This window comes from Fontimonas sp. FW305-C-3 (assembly GCF_058783185.1).
Genome location: NZ_JBYSYK010000001.1, coordinates 759,130 through 779,672, shown reverse-complemented (window position 1 = coordinate 779,672; position 20,543 = coordinate 759,130). Strand labels below are relative to the sequence as shown.

22 protein-coding genes and 1 pseudogene are annotated in these 20,543 nt (G+C 66.3%); 12 read left to right on the top strand and 11 right to left on the bottom strand.

What is annotated here, in order from left to right; translation table 11 throughout:
• Window positions 1-4: 4 nt before the first annotated feature.
• The gene (locus AC3WUF_RS03615) at window positions 5-1,657 is read right to left on the bottom strand and encodes a CehA/McbA family metallohydrolase (protein ID WP_492422503.1); all 1,653 of its coding nucleotides are present in this window, start codon (window positions 1,655-1,657) and stop codon (window positions 5-7) included.
• A 62-nt stretch (window positions 1,658-1,719) separates the two neighbouring features.
• On the opposite strand from AC3WUF_RS03615, the gene AC3WUF_RS03610 reads away from it, so the two are divergent.
• The 5 genes from AC3WUF_RS03610 to purD all read left to right on the top strand — a co-directional run bounded on the left by AC3WUF_RS03610 (window position 1,720) and on the right by purD (window position 7,131).
• Window positions 1,720-2,637, top strand: coding sequence for an alpha/beta hydrolase (locus AC3WUF_RS03610; protein ID WP_492422501.1), 918 nt, complete (start codon window positions 1,720-1,722; stop codon window positions 2,635-2,637).
• Window positions 2,634-3,518, top strand: coding sequence for an alpha/beta fold hydrolase (locus AC3WUF_RS03605; RefSeq protein ID WP_492422499.1), 885 nt, complete (start codon window positions 2,634-2,636; stop codon window positions 3,516-3,518). The genes AC3WUF_RS03610 and AC3WUF_RS03605 overlap by 4 nt, the downstream gene beginning before the upstream one ends.
• Before the next feature lie 86 nt (window positions 3,519-3,604).
• Window positions 3,605-4,930, top strand: coding sequence for a protein kinase domain-containing protein (locus AC3WUF_RS03600; RefSeq protein ID WP_492422497.1), 1,326 nt, complete (start codon window positions 3,605-3,607; stop codon window positions 4,928-4,930).
• A gap of 159 nt (window positions 4,931-5,089) precedes the next feature.
• Window positions 5,090-5,689 carry an outer membrane lipoprotein gene (locus tag AC3WUF_RS03595; protein ID WP_492422495.1) on the top strand — a complete coding sequence of 200 codons (600 nt, stop codon included), beginning with the start codon at window positions 5,090-5,092 and terminating at the stop codon, window positions 5,687-5,689.
• 137 nt (window positions 5,690-5,826) lie between these two features.
• Window positions 5,827-7,131: a phosphoribosylamine--glycine ligase gene (purD, locus tag AC3WUF_RS03590; protein ID WP_492423553.1), complete on the top strand. Its 1,305-nt coding sequence runs from the start codon at window positions 5,827-5,829 to the stop codon at window positions 7,129-7,131.
• Window positions 7,132-7,232: 101 nt separating this feature from the next.
• Here the strand turns inward: purD and rho are convergent, their stop codons facing one another.
• Both rho and trxA read right to left on the bottom strand, forming a co-directional pair.
• Entirely contained in the window at window positions 7,233-8,444 is a 1,212-nt protein-coding gene (rho, locus tag AC3WUF_RS03585; protein WP_492423551.1) for a transcription termination factor Rho, read from the bottom strand.
• 343 nt (window positions 8,445-8,787) lie between these two features.
• Window positions 8,788-9,138 (bottom strand): annotated as a pseudogene (gene trxA, locus AC3WUF_RS03580) (thioredoxin); the annotation flags it as partial.
• A gap of 252 nt (window positions 9,139-9,390) precedes the next feature.
• Here trxA and AC3WUF_RS03575 point away from each other — a divergent pair.
• Window positions 9,391-10,686, top strand: coding sequence for a DEAD/DEAH box helicase (locus AC3WUF_RS03575; protein ID WP_492422493.1), 1,296 nt, complete (start codon window positions 9,391-9,393; stop codon window positions 10,684-10,686).
• Here AC3WUF_RS03575 and yrfG read toward each other — a convergent pair.
• The gene (gene yrfG / locus AC3WUF_RS03570) at window positions 10,683-11,378 is read right to left on the bottom strand and encodes a GMP/IMP nucleotidase (protein WP_492422491.1); all 696 of its coding nucleotides are present in this window, start codon (window positions 11,376-11,378) and stop codon (window positions 10,683-10,685) included. The genes AC3WUF_RS03575 and yrfG overlap by 4 nt on opposite strands.
• Window positions 11,379-11,453: 75 nt before the next feature.
• On the opposite strand from yrfG, the gene cysQ reads away from it, so the two are divergent.
• Both cysQ and AC3WUF_RS03560 read left to right on the top strand, forming a co-directional pair.
• Entirely contained in the window at window positions 11,454-12,263 is an 810-nt protein-coding gene (gene cysQ / locus AC3WUF_RS03565) for a 3'(2'),5'-bisphosphate nucleotidase CysQ (RefSeq protein ID WP_492422489.1), read from the top strand.
• A gap of 1 nt (window position 12,264) precedes the next feature.
• Window positions 12,265-12,840 (top strand): M15 family metallopeptidase, encoded by a 576-nt coding sequence (locus AC3WUF_RS03560; RefSeq protein ID WP_492422487.1) that lies wholly within the window; start codon window positions 12,265-12,267, stop codon window positions 12,838-12,840.
• 53 nt (window positions 12,841-12,893) lie between these two features.
• Here AC3WUF_RS03560 and mtnC read toward each other — a convergent pair whose 3' ends face one another.
• The 6 genes from mtnC to rpmB all read right to left on the bottom strand — a co-directional run bounded on the left by mtnC (window position 12,894) and on the right by rpmB (window position 16,741).
• Window positions 12,894-13,568: an acireductone synthase gene (gene mtnC, locus AC3WUF_RS03555; RefSeq protein ID WP_492422485.1), complete on the bottom strand. Its 675-nt coding sequence runs from the start codon at window positions 13,566-13,568 to the stop codon at window positions 12,894-12,896.
• A complete protein-coding gene (locus AC3WUF_RS03550) occupies window positions 13,569-14,120 on the bottom strand; it encodes a 1,2-dihydroxy-3-keto-5-methylthiopentene dioxygenase (protein WP_492422483.1) in 552 nt (183 codons plus the stop codon). It lies immediately after the preceding gene.
• Between the two features lie 29 nt (window positions 14,121-14,149).
• The gene (locus tag AC3WUF_RS03545; RefSeq protein WP_492422481.1) at window positions 14,150-14,755 is read right to left on the bottom strand and encodes a methylthioribulose 1-phosphate dehydratase; all 606 of its coding nucleotides are present in this window, start codon (window positions 14,753-14,755) and stop codon (window positions 14,150-14,152) included.
• A gap of 8 nt (window positions 14,756-14,763) precedes the next feature.
• Window positions 14,764-16,212, bottom strand: a complete 1,449-nt coding sequence (mgtE, locus tag AC3WUF_RS03540) for a magnesium transporter (protein WP_492422479.1) — start codon at window positions 16,210-16,212, stop codon at window positions 14,764-14,766.
• Window positions 16,213-16,318: 106 nt separating this feature from the next.
• Window positions 16,319-16,489, bottom strand: coding sequence for a 50S ribosomal protein L33 (gene rpmG, locus AC3WUF_RS03535; RefSeq protein WP_492422477.1), 171 nt, complete (start codon window positions 16,487-16,489; stop codon window positions 16,319-16,321).
• A gap of 15 nt (window positions 16,490-16,504) precedes the next feature.
• Window positions 16,505-16,741 carry a 50S ribosomal protein L28 gene (gene rpmB / locus AC3WUF_RS03530; protein WP_492422475.1) on the bottom strand — a complete coding sequence of 79 codons (237 nt, stop codon included), beginning with the start codon at window positions 16,739-16,741 and terminating at the stop codon, window positions 16,505-16,507.
• A 224-nt stretch (window positions 16,742-16,965) separates the two neighbouring features.
• Between rpmB and AC3WUF_RS03525 the strand changes: the two genes are divergently transcribed.
• Together AC3WUF_RS03525 and AC3WUF_RS03520 are read left to right on the top strand one after the other, a co-directional pair.
• Window positions 16,966-17,526, top strand: coding sequence for a hypothetical protein (locus tag AC3WUF_RS03525; protein WP_492422473.1), 561 nt, complete (start codon window positions 16,966-16,968; stop codon window positions 17,524-17,526).
• Window positions 17,523-18,065, top strand: coding sequence for a TetR/AcrR family transcriptional regulator (locus AC3WUF_RS03520; protein WP_492422471.1), 543 nt, complete (start codon window positions 17,523-17,525; stop codon window positions 18,063-18,065). Before AC3WUF_RS03525 ends, AC3WUF_RS03520 begins: the two co-directional genes overlap by 4 nt.
• Here AC3WUF_RS03520 and radC read toward each other — a convergent pair.
• Window positions 18,062-18,736, bottom strand: coding sequence for a RadC family protein (gene radC, locus AC3WUF_RS03515; protein ID WP_492422469.1), 675 nt, complete (start codon window positions 18,734-18,736; stop codon window positions 18,062-18,064). The genes AC3WUF_RS03520 and radC overlap by 4 nt on opposite strands.
• A 77-nt stretch (window positions 18,737-18,813) precedes the next feature.
• Here radC and coaBC point away from each other — a divergent pair, with 77 nt between their 5' ends.
• On the top strand, window positions 18,814-20,031 hold the full coding sequence (gene coaBC, locus AC3WUF_RS03510) for a bifunctional phosphopantothenoylcysteine decarboxylase/phosphopantothenate--cysteine ligase CoaBC (RefSeq protein WP_492422467.1): 1,218 nt from the start codon (window positions 18,814-18,816) through the stop codon (window positions 20,029-20,031).
• A 48-nt stretch (window positions 20,032-20,079) separates the two neighbouring features.
• Window positions 20,080-20,538, top strand: a complete 459-nt coding sequence (gene dut / locus AC3WUF_RS03505) for a dUTP diphosphatase (protein WP_492422465.1) — start codon at window positions 20,080-20,082, stop codon at window positions 20,536-20,538.
• The last annotated feature ends 5 nt before the right edge of the window (window positions 20,539-20,543 follow it).

Below are 20,543 nucleotides of genomic sequence, written 5' to 3'. Positions count from 1 at the left end.
GGACTTACGGAGCCTTGAGGAAGATCGGATTGCCGATCGTCGTGCGCGAGCTCAGGTCGCGCGTCTCGATGCGCCAGGCGGTGCCGAGCGGGCCTTCGTTGAGCGCAAGACGCGAGACCTGGCGCGAGTGGGTGAATGGATCGGAAGTGATCGGCACGATCTGCACGATCAGACCATTGCGCAGATAGTGCAGCAACTGCCCCTGCCCGCCGGTCACGGTGACTTCCACGCTTGCGCTGTCGCCGTCGGCAAGCGTCAGCGTGTCGCCGAAGATGCCGCTGCTGCCGTCCGGTGCGGTGGCGTGGAATTCCAGCGCAGGACTGCGTTCGACGCCGCGCGTCCGCACGTAGGCATGGCCGGCCTTGATGGCGGCCGTCAGCGCCGGCCGCGACAGATTCTCGGCGTAGACCGCCGTCACAGAGTTGCCATAGCCGCGCCGCTCGCGCTCGGCGTCATCCGGTTCGACGCCTTTGGAATCGGAACCGGACACACCCGTGATGCGGTGACCTTCCTTGAGCTTTTGGTCCCACAGCAGCAGCGCCGTGGTCATGAACGGATTCTCGATCTCCAGTGCCGGAATCGGGATGCCGAGGTCGCCCGCCGTCGCCATCACCGGGCCGTTGAGGATCTCGATCGTGTCGACCGCGTCCCAGTCGATCTCATCGCCCAGCGTGAATTCGCAACCGCGACAGAAATTTGCAAACACCGGGCCGGGGAAACTTGTCGGGTGATTGATCTGGAACAGCGCGCCTGCCGCTTTCGCCTCGCGCTGGATATCGCCGAGATTGACGTCCTCGAAGCCATGCCGGTATTCGAGCACCGATGGTGTCTCGCCATGCGTCGTCGCGTGGCCGAAGTAGGTGATGATCTCGCGCCCGGGAACGATCAGCAGATCAGGATTCGCGCGCTGCACCGCGCCGAGCGTGCGCCAGTGCGCGCCGGTGACGTACTCGGTGACCATCAGGAAGTCGAGCTGGACGGCGCGTGCCTGCGCGATGAAGGCGTCCCAGTCCGGCGCGTTCGGATTGGAATGATAGGCGTGCATGTGGAAGTCGCCGTGATACCAGCCGGCTGCGGCGCGCGCGACATGCGTTGCGTCGACCGGATCGTTCGCCGGCGTCGCGCTGCTGCCGGCGGATTTGCATTCGACCTTCAGCGTCCATTCGGCACCGCCCGGCGAAACCGCCGCGATACCCAGCTCGGCATACCAGACTCCGGCTTGAATGGCGCCCGGGAAGTAGCCCCGCTCGGCCTGCCCGGCTTCGATGAAGACCGGCCCGTGATCCTGATCGATACGCCCCTGGCGCGACCCCGACCAGCCCCGGAAGCCGTCGACACTGCGATAGCCATGGTTGTCCCACAGCCCCAGATCGAGCGTCGTCGAAGTCAGCGGCGTCGGCGGCAGGACGCCGGATTCGCTCCAGCCGTACGACAACTCGACGCGCCGCGTACCGGCCGGCACGACAAAGGGTTTCATCTCGTAGGTCTTGGCGTCGGCGCCGCCGACCTCGCCGGTAAACTCGATGGGGCCGCCGTCGAGCGTGCACAGCGGCGCATCGGGCGGCACCGGCACCGACGGCGCCCCATCGCCGCCGCCACAGGCGGACAGGCCCAGGCTCAGCACGGCAGCAAGCAGCAACGGGGCAGAATTTTTCATGCGCCATTCTACTGCGCGAAGTGAGCGGTTTCGGTGCATGACGCTTTGGTTATGCTAGGGCCATGGAAATCACACCCCACCTGTCGCTGCGTTCCCATCTCTTCCGCCAGGTCGTGCGCTGGCTGATCGTGCCCTGCATCAGCGGCACCGCGCCGGTGGTACAGCGCCGCGCACGCCTCGAGACGATCATGCGCCTGGCGCGGCTGCCGCTGCCGGGCGGAACCCAGGTCGAGCCGACGACTTTTCGCGGTGTCCCCGGCGAATGGGTGCGCAACCTGCGGAGCAAGCCGCGGCGCACGGTGTTGTATCTGCATGGCGGCGCCTATGCGATCGGCTCTCCGAGCGTCTATCGCGAATACATGGCACAGCTGGCACGGCAATGGCAGGCGCAGATTGCGGTCATCGACTACCGCCTGGCGCCGGAACACCCGTTTCCGGCCGCACTGGACGATGCGATCGCGGCCTACCAGTCGCTGCTGGAATCCGGCATCGCGGCGAGCGATCTGGTGATTTCCGGAGACTCGGCCGGCGGCGGCCTGACGCTGGCCTGCGCGCTCAAGGCACGCGAACTGGGCCTGCCGCTGCCGGGTGCGCTGGTCGTCGTCGCGCCCTGGGTCGATATGACCGTTTCCGGCGATTCCGCCAAGGAAAAAGCCCGCGACGACATGCTCGTCACCGTCCGCATCAAGGCCTCCGCCAGCGACTATCTGGGCGGCGCCGCGCCGACCACGCCGCTGGCCTCCCCGCTGCACGCCGACCTGCGCGGCCTGCCGCCGACGCTGATCCAGGTCACCGACACCGAAATTCTCTATAGCGACGCGCTGCGCCTCGACGCGGCCCTGCGCAACGCCGGTGGGCGCAGCGAGCTGCGCGTCTGGAAAGGCCTGTGGCACGTCTGGCCACTGTTCGCCGGCAAGCTGCCCGAGGCGGATGCGGCCGTGCGCGAGGCCGCGGCCTTTCTCGACGGCGGCCAGGAATGACCTACAGCCGCTGGCGCGATACCGGACAGCATTTCGAATTCAAGTCGCACTCGCTGTTCTATCAGCGTCATGGCCAAGGCAGCATCGCGCTGCTGCTGATTCACGGCTTCCCCACCGCCTCTTGGGACTGGGAGCCGATCTGGCCAACCCTGTGCGAACGGTTTGAACACGTGCTCGCGCCCGACTTGCTCGGCTTCGGCCATTCGGCAAAGCCGCTGCGGCACCGCTACTCGCTGCTCGAACAGGCCGATCTCTGCGAAGCGCTGCTGCAACAGCAGGGCGTCAGCGAAGTGCACATCCTCGCCCACGACTACGGCGTCAGCGTGGCCCAGGAACTGCTCGCCCGTCACCAGGAACGTGGTGGCCAGGGCCTGCAGTTGCGGTCGGTGGTGTTGCTCAACGGCGGTCTGTTCCCGGAAACCCACCGCGCGACCCGCGGCCAGAAGTGGCTGCGCAGTCCGGCGGGCCCGCTCTTGGCGCGCTTCATCCGCGAACGCAGCTTTGGCCGCGCACTGGCCGCGGTCTTCGGCCCCAAGACCCAGCCGTCGCCCATCGAACTGCATGACTTCTGGCAGCTGGCGAGCAGCAATCACGGCATCCGCCTGATGCCGCGCCTGCTGCGCTACATCAGCGAGCGGCGCCTGCACCGCGAGCGCTGGGTGGGCGCCCTGATCCGGAGCGAAATCCCGATCCGCCTCATCAACGGTCCGGTCGATCCGGTCTCCGGCGAGCACATGGTCAAACGCTACGCGGAGCTGGTGCCCAAGCCCGACATCGTGTCGCTGCCCGGCATCGGCCATTACCCGCAGGTCGAGGCGCCGGATCGGGTACTGCGGGCGTTTCTGGAATTCCATCGCCGCCGACGCAGTCACGACCGCTGATCCCCCGGTTTGGGTGAATTGGCGACCGATGCCGGCTGTCGCTATGCTCAGCCGCACCGCAGCAGCCGCACAGGCGCACGCCGTCCATGAGCGAATCCACCATCGTCAGCGAATCGGGCGCCGTCAGCCAGTTTCCTGATCGCGTGCCTGAACGGATCGGCAAGTACGAAGTCCACGACGAAGTCGGCCGCGGCGCCTGCGGCGTCGTCTATCGCGGCTTCGATCCGTTCGTGCAGCGCGATGTCGCACTCAAGGTCGCACTGGCCGACGCCAAGGGCGACAAGACCGCGCAGCAGCGCACCTTCTTCGCCGAGGCGCGCGCCGCCGGCATGCTGCAGCATCCGAACATCGTTTCGCTCTATGACGCCGGCGTCGAGGGCGATCTCAGCTATATCGTCATGGAGTTCATCGCCGGCGAGACCTTGCTAAGCCTGTGCCGGCCGCGCGCCGAGCGCGCGCCGCTGGATCAGGTGATCGAGCTCGGCTTCAAATGCGCCAAGGCGCTCGATTACGCACACGGCAAGGGCGTCCTGCATCGCGACATCAAGCCCGGCAACATCATGCTGATGCCGGACGGCACGCCCAAGCTGATGGACTTCTCGATCGCCGAGATCCTCAATACCGAGCCGACCGGCCCGCGCAGCGTCGTCGGCTCGCCGCTGTACATGTCGCCAGAACAGATCCAGCGCCAGACGCTGGGGCCGACCAGCGACCTGTATTCGCTCGGCGCCGTGCTGTTCCAGCTGATCGCTGGAGCGCCGCCGTTCTCCAATCCGGAAATCCCGCTGCTGTTCCGTGCCATCCGCGAGCAGCCGGCGCCGCGGCTGCGCGAAGTGCGCGCGGACGTGCCGCCAGCGCTGTCCGAAATCGTCGAGCGGCTGCTGAGCAAGCTGCCCGACCAGCGGTTTGCTTCGGGCCAGGAACTGGCTTCGGCGCTGCTGCGCCTGCAGGAGCAACAGCGCAGCAGCAACGCGCAGAACAGCCGCCGCGATTCGCGCGATGCGATCCGCCGCCTGCACTTCTTCAATGGCTTCAGCGATGAGCAGATCGACGAGATTCTCAACGCCAGCATGATCATGACCTACGCCCAGGGCGAAACCCTGGTGCGTGAAGGCGACGTCGACAACGCCTTCTTCATCATCGCCCGCGGCAGCGCGGACGTTCTCAAGGGCGGCAAGCTGATCAGCCGCCTCGACAAGGGCGACTGCGTCGGCGAGATCGCCTTCCTGACGGCTGCGCGGCGCACCGCCACGGTGGTCGCCGCCACCGGAATGATGGCGCTGAAGATCAACGCCACCCTGCTGGGCGAGGTTTCCCGCGAGTGCCAGCTGAGCTTCTACAAGGTCTTCGCGGAGACGCTGATCTACCGTCTGTCGCTGACCAGTGCCAAACTATCGGCGGCGGTCGGCTGATTCGTGAAGTAAATCACGGGTCTGGCGACCAAAAACAAGACTTGCGCGGAATGTGTGCTTTTGTGCTGTTTTCGTTCAGTCAAGACTCAGCGCATCGGCATAGATTTGCCGCCACAGGCACGGAAAGTTGCCTGGACATCCACCAGGGAAGCATCAACCATGAAAACTCAATCGCTACTGTCTCTGCTCACGGCCGCCACGCTCGCTCTGAGTCTGGGTGCCTGCTCGCCGCAGGCGCCGTCGGACGAAGCAGCGGCCAGCGCCTCCGCCGAACCGACCGTGGAACCCACGGCAACGCCGGAACCGACGCCGCCGCCGGTCAGCGCGGCAGAGTTGGAGCGCCAGCGCATCGCCCGCGAGGAACGCGCCCGTGAGCGCGAGCGCGATCGTGCCGAACGTGAACGTGCGGAAGCAGCAGCGCGAATCTGTCAGGACTGCGGCACGATTGTCGCGATCACGCCCATCAAGGAAAAGGGCTCCGGCTCGGGCGCCGGCGCAGTCGCAGGTGCGGTCGCCGGCGGCGTCGCCGGTCACCAGTTCGGCAGCGGTCGCGGCAACGATGCGGCGACGGTCGCCGGCGCGGTCCTCGGCGCTCTGGCCGGCAACGAGGTCGAGAAGCGCGTCCGTGCGAAGGAGACCTACGACGTCGCGATCAACATGGACAACGGCAGCCAGCGGACGATCAACATCCCCGCCCTCGGCGGCCTGAGCGTCGGTACCGCAGTCCGCGTCAACGGCGACGCGATCTCCCTGCGTTAATCCGCCAAGCTGGCCCCAGACCCCGCAGCGTTCGCGCTGCGGGGTTTTTGTTTGCGCGTCGGTTTGGCTACCCTATCGCCCCTTTTGGCGCCCCTTTTGGCGCCCCCATCTTCCGAGGCAGTCCCATGCCGCATCCCATCAAGGTTCTGGTCATCGGCAGCGGCGGCCGCGAACATGCGCTGTCCTGGAAGCTCGCGCAGTCGCCACGGGTGGCCGAAGTGCTGGTGGCACCGGGCAATGCCGGCACCGCGCGCGAAGCGCGCTGCCGCAATGTCGACATCGCCGTCGAGGACATCGCCGGGCTGCTGGCACTGGCACAGCGCGAGAAAGTGGATTTCACCGTCGTCGGTCCTGAAGCGCCGCTGGCGCTCGGCGTCGTCGACACCTTCGAGGCCGCGGGCCTGCGCGTCTTCGGGCCGCGCAAGAATGCCGCCCAGCTTGAGGCCTCGAAAGCCTTCACCAAGGATTTCCTCGAGCGCCACAAGATTCCGACCGCGCAGTACCGCGTGTTCAGCGAGATCGATCCGGCGCTGGCCTACATCGCCGAGCGCGGCGCGCCGATCGTCGTCAAGGCGGACGGCCTGGCGGCCGGCAAGGGCGTCATTGTCGCGATGAGCGTCGCCGAGGCGCAGACCGCGGTGCGCGACATGCTCGGCGGGTCGATGTTCGGCCAGGCCGGCGCGCGCGTCGTCATCGAGGATTTCCTGCAGGGCGAAGAAGCCAGCTTCATCGTCGTCGCCAGCAGCACCGCCGGCAAGATCCAGTACGTCGCGATGGCGACCAGCCAGGATCACAAGCGCATCGGCGACGGCGATACCGGCCCCAACACCGGCGGCATGGGCGCCTACTCGCCGGCACCGGTCGTCACCGACGAAGTCCACCAGCGCGCCTGCCGTGAAGTCATTGAGCCGACGCTCAAGGGCATGGCCGCCGAAGGCGCCCCGTTCAGCGGCTTCCTGTATGCCGGCCTGATGATCGATGCGCAGGGCGCGCCGCGCGTGATCGAGTTCAACGTGCGCATGGGCGATCCGGAAACCCAGCCGATCATGGCGCGCCTGGATTCCGATCTGCTTGAACTGCTCGAAGCCGCCGTCGACGGCCGCCTCGACCAGATCACGCCGCGCTGGTCGCCGCAGCCGGCGCTGGGCGTCGTGCTCGCCGCGGGCGGCTATCCCGGCACGGTGCGCAAGAACGACGCGATCAGCGGCCTGGATGCCGATCTCGGCCGCGCCAAGGTCTTCCACGCCGGCACCGCAGAGCGCGAAGGCAAGGTCGTCACCAGCGGCGGCCGCGTGCTGTGCGTCGTTGCCCGCGGCGATACGGTGCGCGAAGCGCAGAAGGCGGTCTATGCGGCGGTCGACCAGATCAGCTGGGAAGGCATGCAGGCGCGCCGCGACATCGGTTATCGCGCGGTTGCGCGCGAGGATGCGCGCCACTCGTAGCCCGGGTGCAACCCGGGTTTCACCCGGGCTACGAGTGGCGCAAGCACGAGTACACAACGAAAAAGGGCGCCGATGGCGCCCTTTTTCGTTGCAGCAGACCCTTAATTGCGCTTCATCGAATCGAAGAACGCCGCATTGGTCTTGGTCTGCTTCATGCGGTCGATCAGCAGCTCGACGGCCGCCAGTTCGTCCATTTCATGCAGCAGCTTGCGCAGGATCCAGACCTTGTTGAGATCGCCTGGCTCCATCATCAGCTCTTCCTTGCGCGTACCGGAGCGGTTGATGTTGATCGCCGGGAAGACGCGCTTTTCGGCGATACGGCGCTCCAGATGGAGCTCCATGTTGCCGGTGCCCTTGAACTCTTCGTAGATGACCTCGTCCATCTTCGAGCCGGTCTCGACCAGCGCGGTGGCGATGATCGTCAGCGAGCCGCCTTCCTCGATGTTGCGCGCGGCACCGAAGAAGCGCTTCGGCTTCTGCAGCGCATTGGCGTCGACACCGCCCGTCAGCACCTTGCCCGAGGACGGCGCAACGGTGTTGTAGGCGCGCGCGAGGCGGGTGATCGAGTCGAGCAGGATGACGACATCGCGCTTGTGCTCGACGAGGCGCTTGGCCTTCTCGATGACCATTTCGGCGACCTGCACGTGGCGGGCGGCCGGTTCGTCGAAGGTCGAGGCGACGACTTCGCCGCGCACCGTGCGCTGCATGTCGGTGACTTCTTCCGGACGCTCGTCGATCAGCAGGACGATGAGATACACGTCCGGGTAATTGGCGGCGATCGACTGTGCGATGTTCTGCAGCATGATCGTCTTGCCGGCCTTCGGCGGCGACACGATCAGGCCGCGCTGGCCTTTGCCGAAGGGTGCAACGAGGTCGATGATGCGCGCCGTGATGTCCTCGGTCGTGCCGTTGCCGCGTTCCATCTTCAGCTGTTCGTCGGCGAACAGCGGCGTCAGGTTCTCGAAGTTGACCTTCTTCTTGCTGACTTCCGGCAGCTCGTAGTTGATCGTGTCGACCTTGAGCAGCGCGAAGTAGCGTTCGCTTTCCTTCGGCGAGCGCACGCGTCCGGCGATGGTGTCACCGGTGCGCAGCGCGAAGCGGCGGATCTGGCTCGGCGAGATGTAGACGTCGTCCGGACCGGCCAGATAGGAGCTGTCTGGGCCGCGCAGGAAGCCGTAGCCGTCCGACATGATTTCCAGCACGCCATCCGTGTGGATATGGTCGCCGCGGCGCGCCGCGGCGCGCAGCAGGGAAACGACCAGATCGTGCTTCTTGGCGCGCGCGATGTTGTCGAGGCCCTGCTCCTCCGCCATCCGCAGCAACTCGGCGGCGGTGCGGCGCTTGAGGTCGGAAACCCGGACGATCTGCGCCGGTTCGCCATTGCGCAGCTGGGCGGAGGCAGCGTCTTCGCTGCCTTCGTCCTCGTCGCCGTCGGCGGTGACCGCTACGGCCTTGCGCCGGACCGGTGCGCCGCCTTCGGCCAAGGCGACTGCCTCGGCCTCGGCGGCTGCCATCTCCTCATCGAGGGCGCTGTCATCCGGAAAACCGTTGGCGGCGTTGTTACCGCCACCGGAATTGGCGTTGTTGCCGCCGCCACCGTTGCGATTCTTGCCGGAGTGAAAGCGACGACGATGTTTCATGGCCACTGGAGATTTTTTAGGCGACGTTGATGTGCGGAGTCACGAAAGCCGCCAGCTGCGCCTTGGCCACTGCACCGACCTGGGTCGCGACCGGCGCACCGTTCTTGAAGAGAATCAGCGTCGGGATGCCGCGCACGCCCAGTGCTGCCGGGGTTGCCGGGTTTTCGTCGACGTTGATCTTGACGACCTTGAGCTTGCCGGCGTTTTCGCCCGCAACCTGGTCGAGGATCGGCGCAATCATGCGGCAGGGGCCGCACCATTCCGCCCAGAAATCGACCAGGACCGGCTGCGCCGAACTGGCCTGCTTGACGTCCTGCTCGAAGCTGGCGTCAGTGACCGCTGAGATGTTTTCGCTCATGAAATGAACCTCGGGGACTCGTCTGGGGTTAGGCTGGAACTGCGGGGAAGTACCCGCTCAGTCCGTAATGGGGCCTGGAGGAACACCCTCAAGCCGCGCAAAAAAATCGACAGAACGTTATGATTTTTTGGATCGGGGAATTACTGCGGGCTGAGACAGCGGCGCCAGTTCAAGATTCGCCGTGCAGCCATGGAGGCTCTATTTGAGCCGATCCGCCGGATCCTTGCAAGAGCAGCGATCCCCCTCATTGTCAGCCAGCTCATGCAACCCAGCCATCTTTCCGACGTCCGCTTCAGCGATCTTGACCTTCATCCGCAGCTACTGGCGGGCCTCGAACAGCTGGGATACACCCACTGCACGCCCATCCAGGCGGCGACCCTGCCGCGCGCCCTTAAGGGGGAGGATCTGGCGGGCCAGGCGCAGACCGGCACCGGCAAATCCGCCGCGTTCCTGCTGGCGACCATGCAGTGGCTGCTGACCCATCCGCGCAAACCGGAGGACGACAGCAAGCAGCCGCGCGCCTTCATCCTGGCGCCCACCCGCGAACTGGCGGTGCAGATCCACAAGGACGCGATGGAACTGTCGGCCAAGACCGACCTGCGCCTGACGGTCTGCTACGGCGGCGCCGGCTACGAGGCGCAGCGCAGCAGCATCGAGGGCGGCGTCGACATCCTGATCGGCACGCCGGGGCGTCTGATCGACTACTTCAAGCAGCACACCTACACACTCAAGCAGATCGAGGTGCTGGTGCTCGACGAGGCCGACCGGATGTTCGATCTGGGCTTCATCGACGACATCCGCTATCTGATCCGCAAGATGCCGCCGCCGCCGCAGCGTCGGAACTATCTGTTCTCGGCCACCCTGTCGCATCGCGTGCTGGAGCTCGCCTACGAGCACATGAACAGCCCGCAGAAGGTCGAGATCGAGCCCGAGCAGGTCACGGCGGACCGCGTGACCCAGGCGATGCTGCACGTCGCCAATGACGAGAAGATGCCGCTGCTGGTCGGCCTGCTGCGCGAGCGCAAGGTGGCCCGCGTGATGGTCTTCATCAACACCAAGCGCGAAGCCGAGGATGTCGAACGCGGACTGCGCGCGAATGGGTTCGAGGCCAGCGTGCTGTCCGGCGATGTCTCACAGGGCACGCGCCTGCGCCTGCTCGAGGACTTCAAGAGCGGCAAGCTGCCGATCCTGGTCGCGACCGACGTCGCCGCGCGCGGGCTGCATATTCCCGGCGTGGATCTGGTCATCAACTACGACCTGCCGCAGGACGCCGAGGATTACGTCCATCGCATCGGCCGTACCGCGCGCGCCGGCGCCGCGGGCGACGCAATCTCGTTCTGCTGCGAAACCTGGGTCTATTCGCTGCCGGACATCGAGCGCTACATCGGCAACCGCATCCCGACGCTGGAGGGCGGCCATGATCTGATCGCGGCCGATTACATCAAACCGCCGCGCGACCCCAACCGGCGTCATCGCAGTGGCGGCGGTGGTGGCAGCGGGCGTGGCGGCCCGCGTCGGGGTGGCGGCGGCGGCGGACGCTCGCGCGGCCGGCGCTAGGGCTTCAGATCGGCGAGGGTCAGCACCGAGCTGACCCCGCTCAGCTCGCGGATGGGTTGGGTGCTGTCGGGCTTGCGGACGCCGACCACCTGCCGGATGCCGAATAGCACGGCGGCGTCGAGCACCGGCTGGCTGTCGTCGACGAACAGCGCGCGCGACGGATCAAACGGATGTGCCGCCAGCGCGCCCTGCCAGAAGCGCTGATCCTCTTTCGGCGCGCCGAAATCGTGGGAACAGATCACTTCGTCGAACAGCGGCCGCAGGCCGGTGTGTTCGAGCTTGAGCTGCCAGCTGTCGCGGTGCGCATTGGTCGCCATCCACAGCTTGCGCCCCGAAGCGCGCACCGCGTGCAGGAAGTCCACCGCGCCGGGAATCGGCCCGATCCGCGCGCGGCATTCGCGCTTGAGCTCGGCCATGTTGATACCGGTGACGCGCGACCAGTGGTCGGTGCAATACCAGGGCAGCGTGTGGCGGATCGATTCGAACTCGGGTCGCAGGATTTCATGCGCCCGCTCCAGCGTCAGCCGGTTTTTCTCGGCGTAGCGCTGCGGGACCAGCTCGCCCCAGAAATAGTTGTCGTACGCGAGGTCGAGGATGGTGCCGTCCATGTCGAGAATGACCCACTCGACGGCGGCCCAGTCCACCCGCGCATTCGCGGCTGCATCAGCCGTACGGATGAAAGGAGAATTCATGGCCCGCGTATCATACGGCCTCGCGTTTCCGCCCTTCACCCCCCGTGACAGGTTTCCACCAAGGTTGATTTCACCGTGAGCTCACTCGTCACCGCTGCCCTGCTCGACTCCATCATTGCGCTGTCCCGCGAAGCCGGCGCCCGCATCATGGAGGTCTACAACTCCGACATCGCCGTCACGCACAAGGAAGACCGCTCGCCGCTGACCCAGGCAGACCTCGCCGCGCACCGTGCGATCGTCGCCGGGCTCGCCCAGCTGACGCCGGACATCCCGGTGCTGTCGGAAGAAGGCGCGGATACACCATACGCAACGCGCAGCAGCTGGACGCGCTACTGGATCGTCGATCCGCTCGACGGCACCAAGGAATTCATCAAGCGCAACAACGAATTCACCGTCAACATCGCGTTGATCGAACAGCACGAGCCGGTGCTCGGCGTCGTCTACGCGCCGGCACTGGACGTGACGTATGCCGGTGCGCGCGGCCTCGGCGCGCTGCGCGAGCGCAACGGCGTTCGCGAGAAGATCACGACGCGCCGATGCGCTGACACGCCCTTCTTCGTCGTCAGCCGCTCGCACCGCGACGAACTGCTCGACGCGCTGCTCGCCAAGCTCCCGGCGCACGAAGCGGTCAGCACCGGCAGCTCGCTGAAGTTCTGCCTCGTTGCCACCGGCGAAGCCGATCTGTACCCGCGCACCGGCCCGACGTCCGAGTGGGACACCGCGGCCGGTCAGTGCGTTGCCGAATGCGCTGGCGCCGAAGTGCTGAAGCTGCCAGAGCTGACGCCACTGCGCTACAACGAGAAGGAATCGCTGCTGAACCCCGGCTTTGTCGTCATCGGCGACCGCCGCCGCGGCTGGCGCGAGCAGATGCTCGCCGCGGGCTGAAATGGCCGCACTGGCTTATCGCAGCCGGGTTGCCGCCGCGCTTGCCGCGCTGGGCATCCCGGCCGATTGGCCGACGCAACGCGAGCTGCCGCTGGTCATCGAGGCGCGCCGCCTGACGCCGGTGGGCCTGGGCACGGACGGCCGTGACAAGCTGCTCAGCTACAGCGCCGCGCGCGCCTGGCGCGCGATGCTGGCGCAGGCCACGGTCGACGGCATCGATCTGCAGCTGGTTTCGGCTTTCCGCAGCGTCGAATTCCAGACCGCGCTGATCGGCGCCAAGCTGCAGCGCGGCATGGCGCTCGACGAAGTGCTGAAGATCAATGCGCCGCCGGGCTACAGCGAACACCACAGCGGCCAGGCGCTGGATCTGGGCACCTCAAACTGCGCGGCGCTCGATGAAGCCTTTGAACAGACGGAAGCCTTCGCCTGGCTGAGCAGCCATGCGGCGCGGTTCGGCTTTTCGCTGTCCTATCCGCGCGGCAACCGGCAGGGGTTTCTCTACGAGCCCTGGCACTGGCGCTTCGGCGCTTCGCCCTTCCCCGCAGCCCGGGTGAAACCCGGGGTGCTGAGCGATTAACGAGGGCGGGTCCCGGGTTGCACCCGGGCTACGCGCTTTCCCGCGCTACGTTGCTACAGCTTCACCTCGGCGAAGCTGCGCGCCTGCGCATGGCTTGGCGCTGCGACCGCCTTTTCGTCGCGCAGCAGCTGGCAGGTTTGCATGCCCGCTTCGCGCGCGGCATCCAGTTCGGCACCGATATCCGACAGGAACAGCACCTCGGCCGCCGGCAGGCCCAGCTCCTCGAGAATGCGCCGGTAGGCCTGGGCTTCGCGCTTCGCGCCGATGCGGGTATCGAAATAGCCGGAGAACAGCGGCATCAGATCGCCGTGATCGCTGTGACCGAAGATCAGCTGCTGGGCTTCGACCGAACCCGAGGAATACACGTACAGCTTCTTGCCGGCCGCGTGCCACTGGCGCAGATACTCCGGCGTGTCGGCATAGACGTGGCCCTTGAGCTCGCCAGCCTCGTAGCCCTGCTTCCAGACCATGCCCTGCAAGGCCTTGAGCGGCGTGATCTTGCGGTCCTCGGCCATCCACTGGTCGAGGACATCGGCGGCCGCATCGAGCGACAGCGTGTCGTGGACCTCGCGCTCGATGTCGGCGAGCAGCTGCTGCACGCGATCGTCGCCGGCCTGCGCGCGCAGAAACGTGCGCATGTGCGCCCGCGCGTAGGGAAACAGCGCCTGGTGCACGAAGTCGATCGAGGACGTCGTGCCTTCGATGTCGGTGACGATGGCCTTGATCATTTACGCGGCGGCTTCAAAGAGAGGAAAGCGCTCGGCGATCTTGTCGCCGGTGAAGTTGCCGACCCAGCCGTCGGCGATCCGGAAGAAGCGGATCGCCTTGAAGTTGGGCTGCGGCCCCATGTCGAACCAGTGCGTCGTGTCGGCCGGCAGGTTGATCAGATCGCCCTTGGTGCAGACGGTCATGAACACCTTGCCGTTCTTGCGGATGTAGAACGCGCCGGCGCCGTCGACGAAGAAGCGTGTCTCGAAATCCGAATGCGTATGCTCGGAAAGAAACTTGCCGCGTGCGACCTGCGCGTCCGGATGCTGCGGATGCATGCTGACCACATCGACGGTGACGTAGTTGAAACGCGCGTTGAGCCGCGCGATCTCGTCGGCATAGGCCGCCTTGACCTCGTCCGGCGTCGCGGTGGCGCTCAGCGGCTGGTTGGCTTCCCAGCGCTCGAAATCGACGCCGATGCTGGCGAGCTGGTCGCGGATGTCGGCGAACTCGGTATAGGTCGCCAGCGGTCTGGAGGGATCTTTGTCTGCGTAAACCGTCAGAGTCGTCATCGTTTGGCTTCCCAAGTGCTAGCGATGGGCTAGCGATTGCGGCGAGCTTGCAGCTCGCACTCGAACATGAATTCCAGCGCTTCGACGCGCCAGCGCGCCTGCGCGACATTGTCGCCCCAGGCGTAAAGACCGTGTCCGCGGATCACGTAGGCGGCGGCGCTGGCCTGCTTGCGCAGCTGCGCGTCGACCGTCGCGGCGAGCCGCGCGATGTCCTGGTCGTTCTCGAAGACCGGCACGTCGATGCTCGTATCGTGAGTGGCGATGCCCGGCAGGACTTTCAATAGCTCGTAGCCGCTCAGGCGGATCGCGTCATGCTGCATCGACAGCACGGTGTTGGCGATCGAGTGCGTATGCAGCACCGACCCGATGCCGGCCTGCATGCGGTACAGCTGGCAATGCAGCAGCGTTTCGTAGGAGGCCTTGCGCGGGCTGTCGATCGGCTTGCCGTCGAAGTCGGCGACCAGGAAATCCGCCGGCATCAGCTCGCCCTTATGACAGCCGGATGCGGTAATCAGCATCGTCGCGGCATCGAGGCGCGCCGAGAAATTGCCGCCGGTCGCCGGCACCCAGCCCCGCTGGTGAAACAGCTGGCCGGCGCCGATCAACGCGTCGATATGGTGTTGGTTGCTGTTCACGGCGGATGTCATACCAAAAATAGTGCGGCCAGACCAAGAAAAATGAAGAAGCCCATGCTGTCGGTCGTCGCCGTCAGCACGATGCTCGAACCCATGACGGGATCGCGCCCCATGCGCTGCAGCACGATGGGCGCGAGCACGCCGACCAGCGCCGCGGTGAGCATGTTGAGCGCCAGCGCGGCCGCGATGACCGCCGACAGACTGACATCCCTGTAGATCAGGAACGTGACAGCGCCGAGCACCGTGCCCCAGGCCAGCCCGTTGATTGCGTTGATGACGAGCTCGCGCCCGAGCAGGCGCCGGACCTGAGACGCGCCCATCGGATTCAGCGCAAGCCCGCGAATCACCAGCGCCACGGCCTGGTTGCCGGTGTTGCCGCCGATGCTGGCGACGATCGGCATCAGCGCCGCCAGCGCGACCAGCGCGGTGATGATGCCTTCAAAGGCGCCGATCACCCGCGAAGCGAAGAACGCTGTCAGCAGGTTGATCGCCAGCCATGGCCAGCGGCGCCGGGCACTCGCCCCCAGCGGCGCGAACAGATCCTCGTCCTCGGCGGTCAGGCCGACCTCGCGCAGGGTCTCGGTCTGGGCGCGTTCATTGATCTCGTCGACAACGGTATCGACCGTCACCCAGCCGACGACCTGCTGATGCAGATTGACGACCGGCGCCGAGATCAGATCGTATTTCTCGAACGCGGAGATCGCATCCGCAGCCGAATCGTCGGTGAAGAAATAGGTCGGCTCCTTGATCATCTGCTCGCTGACCAGTTGCTCCGGTTCGCCGAACAGCAGCCTGTCGAGCTTGAGCGCACCGCGCAGGACATTGTTGCGATCGACGACGATCAGCTGGTCGGTATGCTTCGGCAGCTCCTTGCGCCGCCGCAGCAGGCGCAGGACGGCTTCGAGCGACGTGTCCTCGCGGATCGTCGTGAACTCGATGTCCATCAGCGCACCGACCGTCCCTTCGGGGAACGACAGCACGGTGCGTACTTCGATCTGGTCGTCGCGATCGAGACGTTCGACGACCGACTGCCGCAGCTCCTCCGGCAGGCTGCCGACCAGATCGGCGATGTCGTCGGAATCCAGCGCGCGGACGACGGCCGAAATCTCGTCCGGAGACATGCCCACGACGATCGAGCGGCGCACGATGTCGGAGGCTTCGAGGAGGATCGCGCCGCGCTTCTCGGGGCGGACCAGCGCCCAGGCCATCTCGCGCGCATCCGGCGCGAGGTTCTCCAGCACGAACGCGATGTCGGCCGGGTGAAAGCTGCTCAGGCGCTGGGCCAGCGCGGCCTGATGCTGGCGCTCGACCAGCTGGGTGACAACGTCCTGGTTGCGATTTTCCGAGCGCGACACCAGCGAGGTTTCCACCGCCTGGCGCGACAGGAGCTCGATCACCTGAGCCCGGACCTGCTCCAGGTGGCGATGATGCGGTCTGGCTTCGTCAACTTCTGACATGACGGGCACCGGCTGGGTCCGCGGGCTGCCCCGCAGCAAGTTCGCCGAAATGCAAAGGGGCCGCGTAAAGCGGCCCCGGATGCACTGAACGGCGAACCGTTCTAGATCACTTGATCTTGGCTTCCTTGAACTCGACGTGCTTGCGCACAACCGGGTCGTACTTCTTCATCAAGAATTTGTCCGGCGTGTTCTTGCGGTTCTTGGTGGTGGTGTAGAAGTAGCCGGTGTCAGCCGTCGACACGAGGCGAATCTTTTCAACGTCTTTCTTTCTTGCCATGGCTAGCTCCTAAGCTCAGAACTTTTCGCCGCGAGCGCGCAGCTCGGCAACGATGACTTCAAGGCCCTTCTTGTCGATGGTACGCATGCCGTTGGCGGACACGCGGAGGCTGATGAAGCGCTTTTCCGACTCAAGCCAGAAACGATGCTTGTGCAGGTTCGGTTCGAAACGACGGCGAACGCGATTGTTGGCGTGCGACACCGTGTTGCCGGTGATCGGCCGCTTGCCGGTGACCTGACAGACTTTGGACATGACAGCAAACCCCAGATAAAGACCCGCACGCGGGCCAGAAAAACTTCAGGAATACAGGTATCAGGCGACCATGGCCACCCAAAAGGGGCGCAATTGTGCCAGCCCGCCCCCGCCAGAGCAAGGCCCCATGGCGATTTTTGGGCCGGAGCGGCCGCCGTGCGGCGGATCACAGCGGGCAAGCCGCTGATCTGTTCGTCCTCCGGTGAGGGGCATAGTCTAAGGGCATGGCTCTGCCGCCCCAACCGTCAGCCCCCGCGCGCCAGCTGCTGCTGGCCGCCGGCCGCCGCCTGGCCGCCGCGCACCGCCGGCGCGCCGAGCTGACCCGCGCGGTGGTCTGCGAGCAGGCCGGCGTCAGCCCCGAAGCGTTCGCCGCGCTATACACCTCGGACGAAGCCTTCCATTGCGATCTGCTCGCCGCCTTGCTCGACGATCTGCGCGACACGATCGCGCGCGCCACGGCCGGGATGCCGGCCGGCATCCCGCGCCTGAAGATGAGCATCGAAACCTATCTCGAAGCCCAGGCGCGTCAGCCGACGCTGTGCGAGCTGCGCGACAACCTGCATTTCTACAGCGACGGCATCGAGGCCCTGACTCGCCATCGCAGCGGCTTCGAAATGATGGTCGCACTCGAGCTGAAGGCCTCGAACTGGCCCGAGCACCAGGCGGCGGGTCCGCTACTGGCGGCGGCGATCGTCGAAGTTGCTCGCGCCGAGCGCCAGGACGAACAACCGATGCCCGGCCTGCGCCAGACCCTTTACCGCTATCTCGATCACCTGCCGCCATGAATCCCCAGCGACGGGCACTGATCGACGCCGGTTCACAGCTGGCCGCTGGCGTGCCGCTCGCCGAACTCAGTGCGCGACGGCTGTGCACGCAAGCTGCCGTCGAGGAGCCGGTCTTTCAGGCTCATTTCAGCGGCCTGACAGACTATCTGGTCGCGCTGCAGCAGGATTTCATGGACCGCCTGCGCGCCAAGATCGTCGGCGTGACGACCGGCGTCCCCGCCGGCATCCGCCGCACCGAGCTCGCGGCGGAAACCTATCTCAGCGCCTGCCTCGCCGAACGCGCTTTGCGCGCCTGGCTGATCGAAGCCCGGGCGCGGCCGGATGTACTCGCCGGCCTGCGCCGGCAGAATCACATTTACTGGATCCTGATCGGCATCGAATTCGAAGCCCTCGGCTGGCCGTATCCGCGCGCGGCGGCCCGGCTTTACCTGACGATGCTCAACGAAGCCTCGGTCATCGAAAATCGTGCTGGCCAGCCCTCGCCACCGCTGCGGCTGACGATCCGCAACTTCCTGCGCTACGGCAACGTGGCCGATTAGAGCCAGCCGCGCTCGGCGAAGCTGACCGGCGCACCATCGCCGATCACTAGGTGATCAAGCACGCGGATATCGACGAGCGCCAGCGCCTGCTGCAGACGTTCGGTCAGCAGGCGATCCGCGGCGCTGGGTTCGGCGACGCCGCTCGGATGGTTATTCGCGAAGATCACCGCCGCCGCATTGCGCCGCAACGCTGCCTTGACGACCTCACGCGGGTAGACGGCCGCCCCATCGAGCGTGCCGCGGCTGATTTCCTCGCAGGCCAGCACGCGGTGCTGGCTGTCGAGAAACAGCAGCGCAAACACCTCGTGCTCGCGATCCCGTAGCCGGGCGCGCAGATAGTCGCCGGCGTCGCGCGGACTGCCCAGCGGCGCGCCGCTCTGCAGCACTTCCGCCAGGTGGCGCCGGGCGATTTCCAGCACAGCCTGCAACTGCACGTACTTGGCCTCGCCCAGCCCGCGCGCGGCGCAGAAGGCCTCGCCGTCGGCGGCGAGCAGCTTGCGCAGGCCGCCGAAGCGCGCAATCAGATCGCGTGCCAGGTCGACCGCGGTCATGCCCTGCACACCGGTGCGCAAGAAGATCGCCAGCAGCTCGGCGTCGCTGAGCGCGGCGGCGCCCTGGGCCAGCAGTTTCTCGCGCGGACGCTCGGCCAGCGGCCAATCCGTGATTGCCATGATTCCTCCCGCGGGGGCTTTATGGATTTATGCAGGCTGCTCGGCCCGCGGTCCCCTCGCGGCGCTAGAATGCCGCCATGCAGAATTCCAGCACAAGCCTCAGGGGCCGCCGCATCCTGCTCGGCGTCAGCGGCGGCATCGCTGCCTACAAGGCGGCCGATCTCGTGCGCCGCCTCAAGGAAGTCGGCGCCGACGTGCAGGTTGTCGCCACCGAGAACGCGCTGCGTTTCGTCGGCGCGCAAACCTTCCAGGCGGTTTCCGGCAATGCCGTGCGCAGCAGCCTGTGGGATGAATCCGCCGAAGCGGCGATGGGCCATATCGAGCTCGCGCGCTGGCCGGATCTGGTGTTGATCGCGCCGGCCAGCGCCAACACGATCGCGCGCCTCGCACTGGGCCAGGCCGACGATCTGCTCAGCACGCTGTGCCTCGCCACCGACCGCCCGATCGCGATTGCGCCGGCGATGAACCGCCTGATGTGGGCCAATCCGGCGACGCAAACCAATGTGCAGACGCTGCGCCAGCGCGGCGTGCAGATTCTCGGCCCCGGCAGCGGCGAACAGGCCTGCGGAGAAACCGGCGACGGCCGCATGCTCGAACCGACGCAGATCCGCGACGCCGTCGCCGCCCTGCTCGCTGCGCCCGCCAGCGGACCGCTGAGCGGCGTGCGCGTCGTGCTGACCGCCGGGCCGACACGCGAGGCGATCGATCCGGTGCGCTTCGTCACCAATCGCTCGTCCGGCAAGATGGGCTATGCGCTCGCTACAGCGCTGCGCGCACTCGGGGCCGAAGTCACGCTGGTGTCCGGCCCGACTTCCCTGCCCGCGCCCGCCGACGTGCAAAGGATCGACGTCGAAACAGCGGCGCAGATGCTCGCCGCGACGCGCGACGCGGTAACCGGCGCGCAGATTCTGGTGGGCGCTGCTGCGGTCGCCGACTATCGCGTCGAGGAGCCGCCGGCGCAGAAGATCAAGAAGAAGTCGGAGACGCTCGATCTGAAGCTGATCAAGAATCCGGACATCCTCGCCGAGTTGCGCGGCGCGCATCCCGCGCTGTTCATCGTCGGCTTCGCCGCCGAAACCGAGAAGCTCGCCGAGCATGCGCGCGACAAGTTGACGCGCAAGAAGCTCGACATGATCGCGGCCAACTGGGTCGGCAACGGCAAGGCTTTCGATCAGGACGACAATGCGCTGCAGGTGTTCTGGAACGGCGGCGAACAGGAACTCGCCCACGCACCGAAGCCGGCGCTCGCGCGCGAACTCGCGGCACTGATCGCGGCACGCTACCAGGCTCGCTGAACCCTCTTATTGCTCGCGCCGCGCCTGCGGCGCCCGACCGTTGTGACCATGAAAAAGAACATCCAGCTGAAGATTCTCGATCCGCGCATCGGCAAGCAACTGCCGCTGCCAGCCTATGCGACCGATGGCTCGGCCGGCCTCGACCTGCGCGCCGTGCTCGACGCGCCGCTGACGCTGGAGCCCGGCGCGACGACGCTGATCAAGACCGGCTTGGCGATCTATATCGCCGATCCGAATCTCGCCGCGGTGATCCTGCCGCGCTCGGGCCTGGGCCATAAGCACGGCATCGTGCTCGGCAATCTGGTCGGCCTGATCGATTCCGACTACCAGGGCGAACTGATGGTTTCGTGCTGGAATCGCGGCCAGACGGCGTTCGTCATCGAGCCCGGTGAGCGCATTGCGCAACTGGTGCTGGTGCCGGTCGTACAGGCCGCATTCGAGATCGTCGACAGCTTCCACGCCAGCGAGCGCGGCGCCGGCGGTTTCGGCAGCACCGGCAAGCACTGAACGGA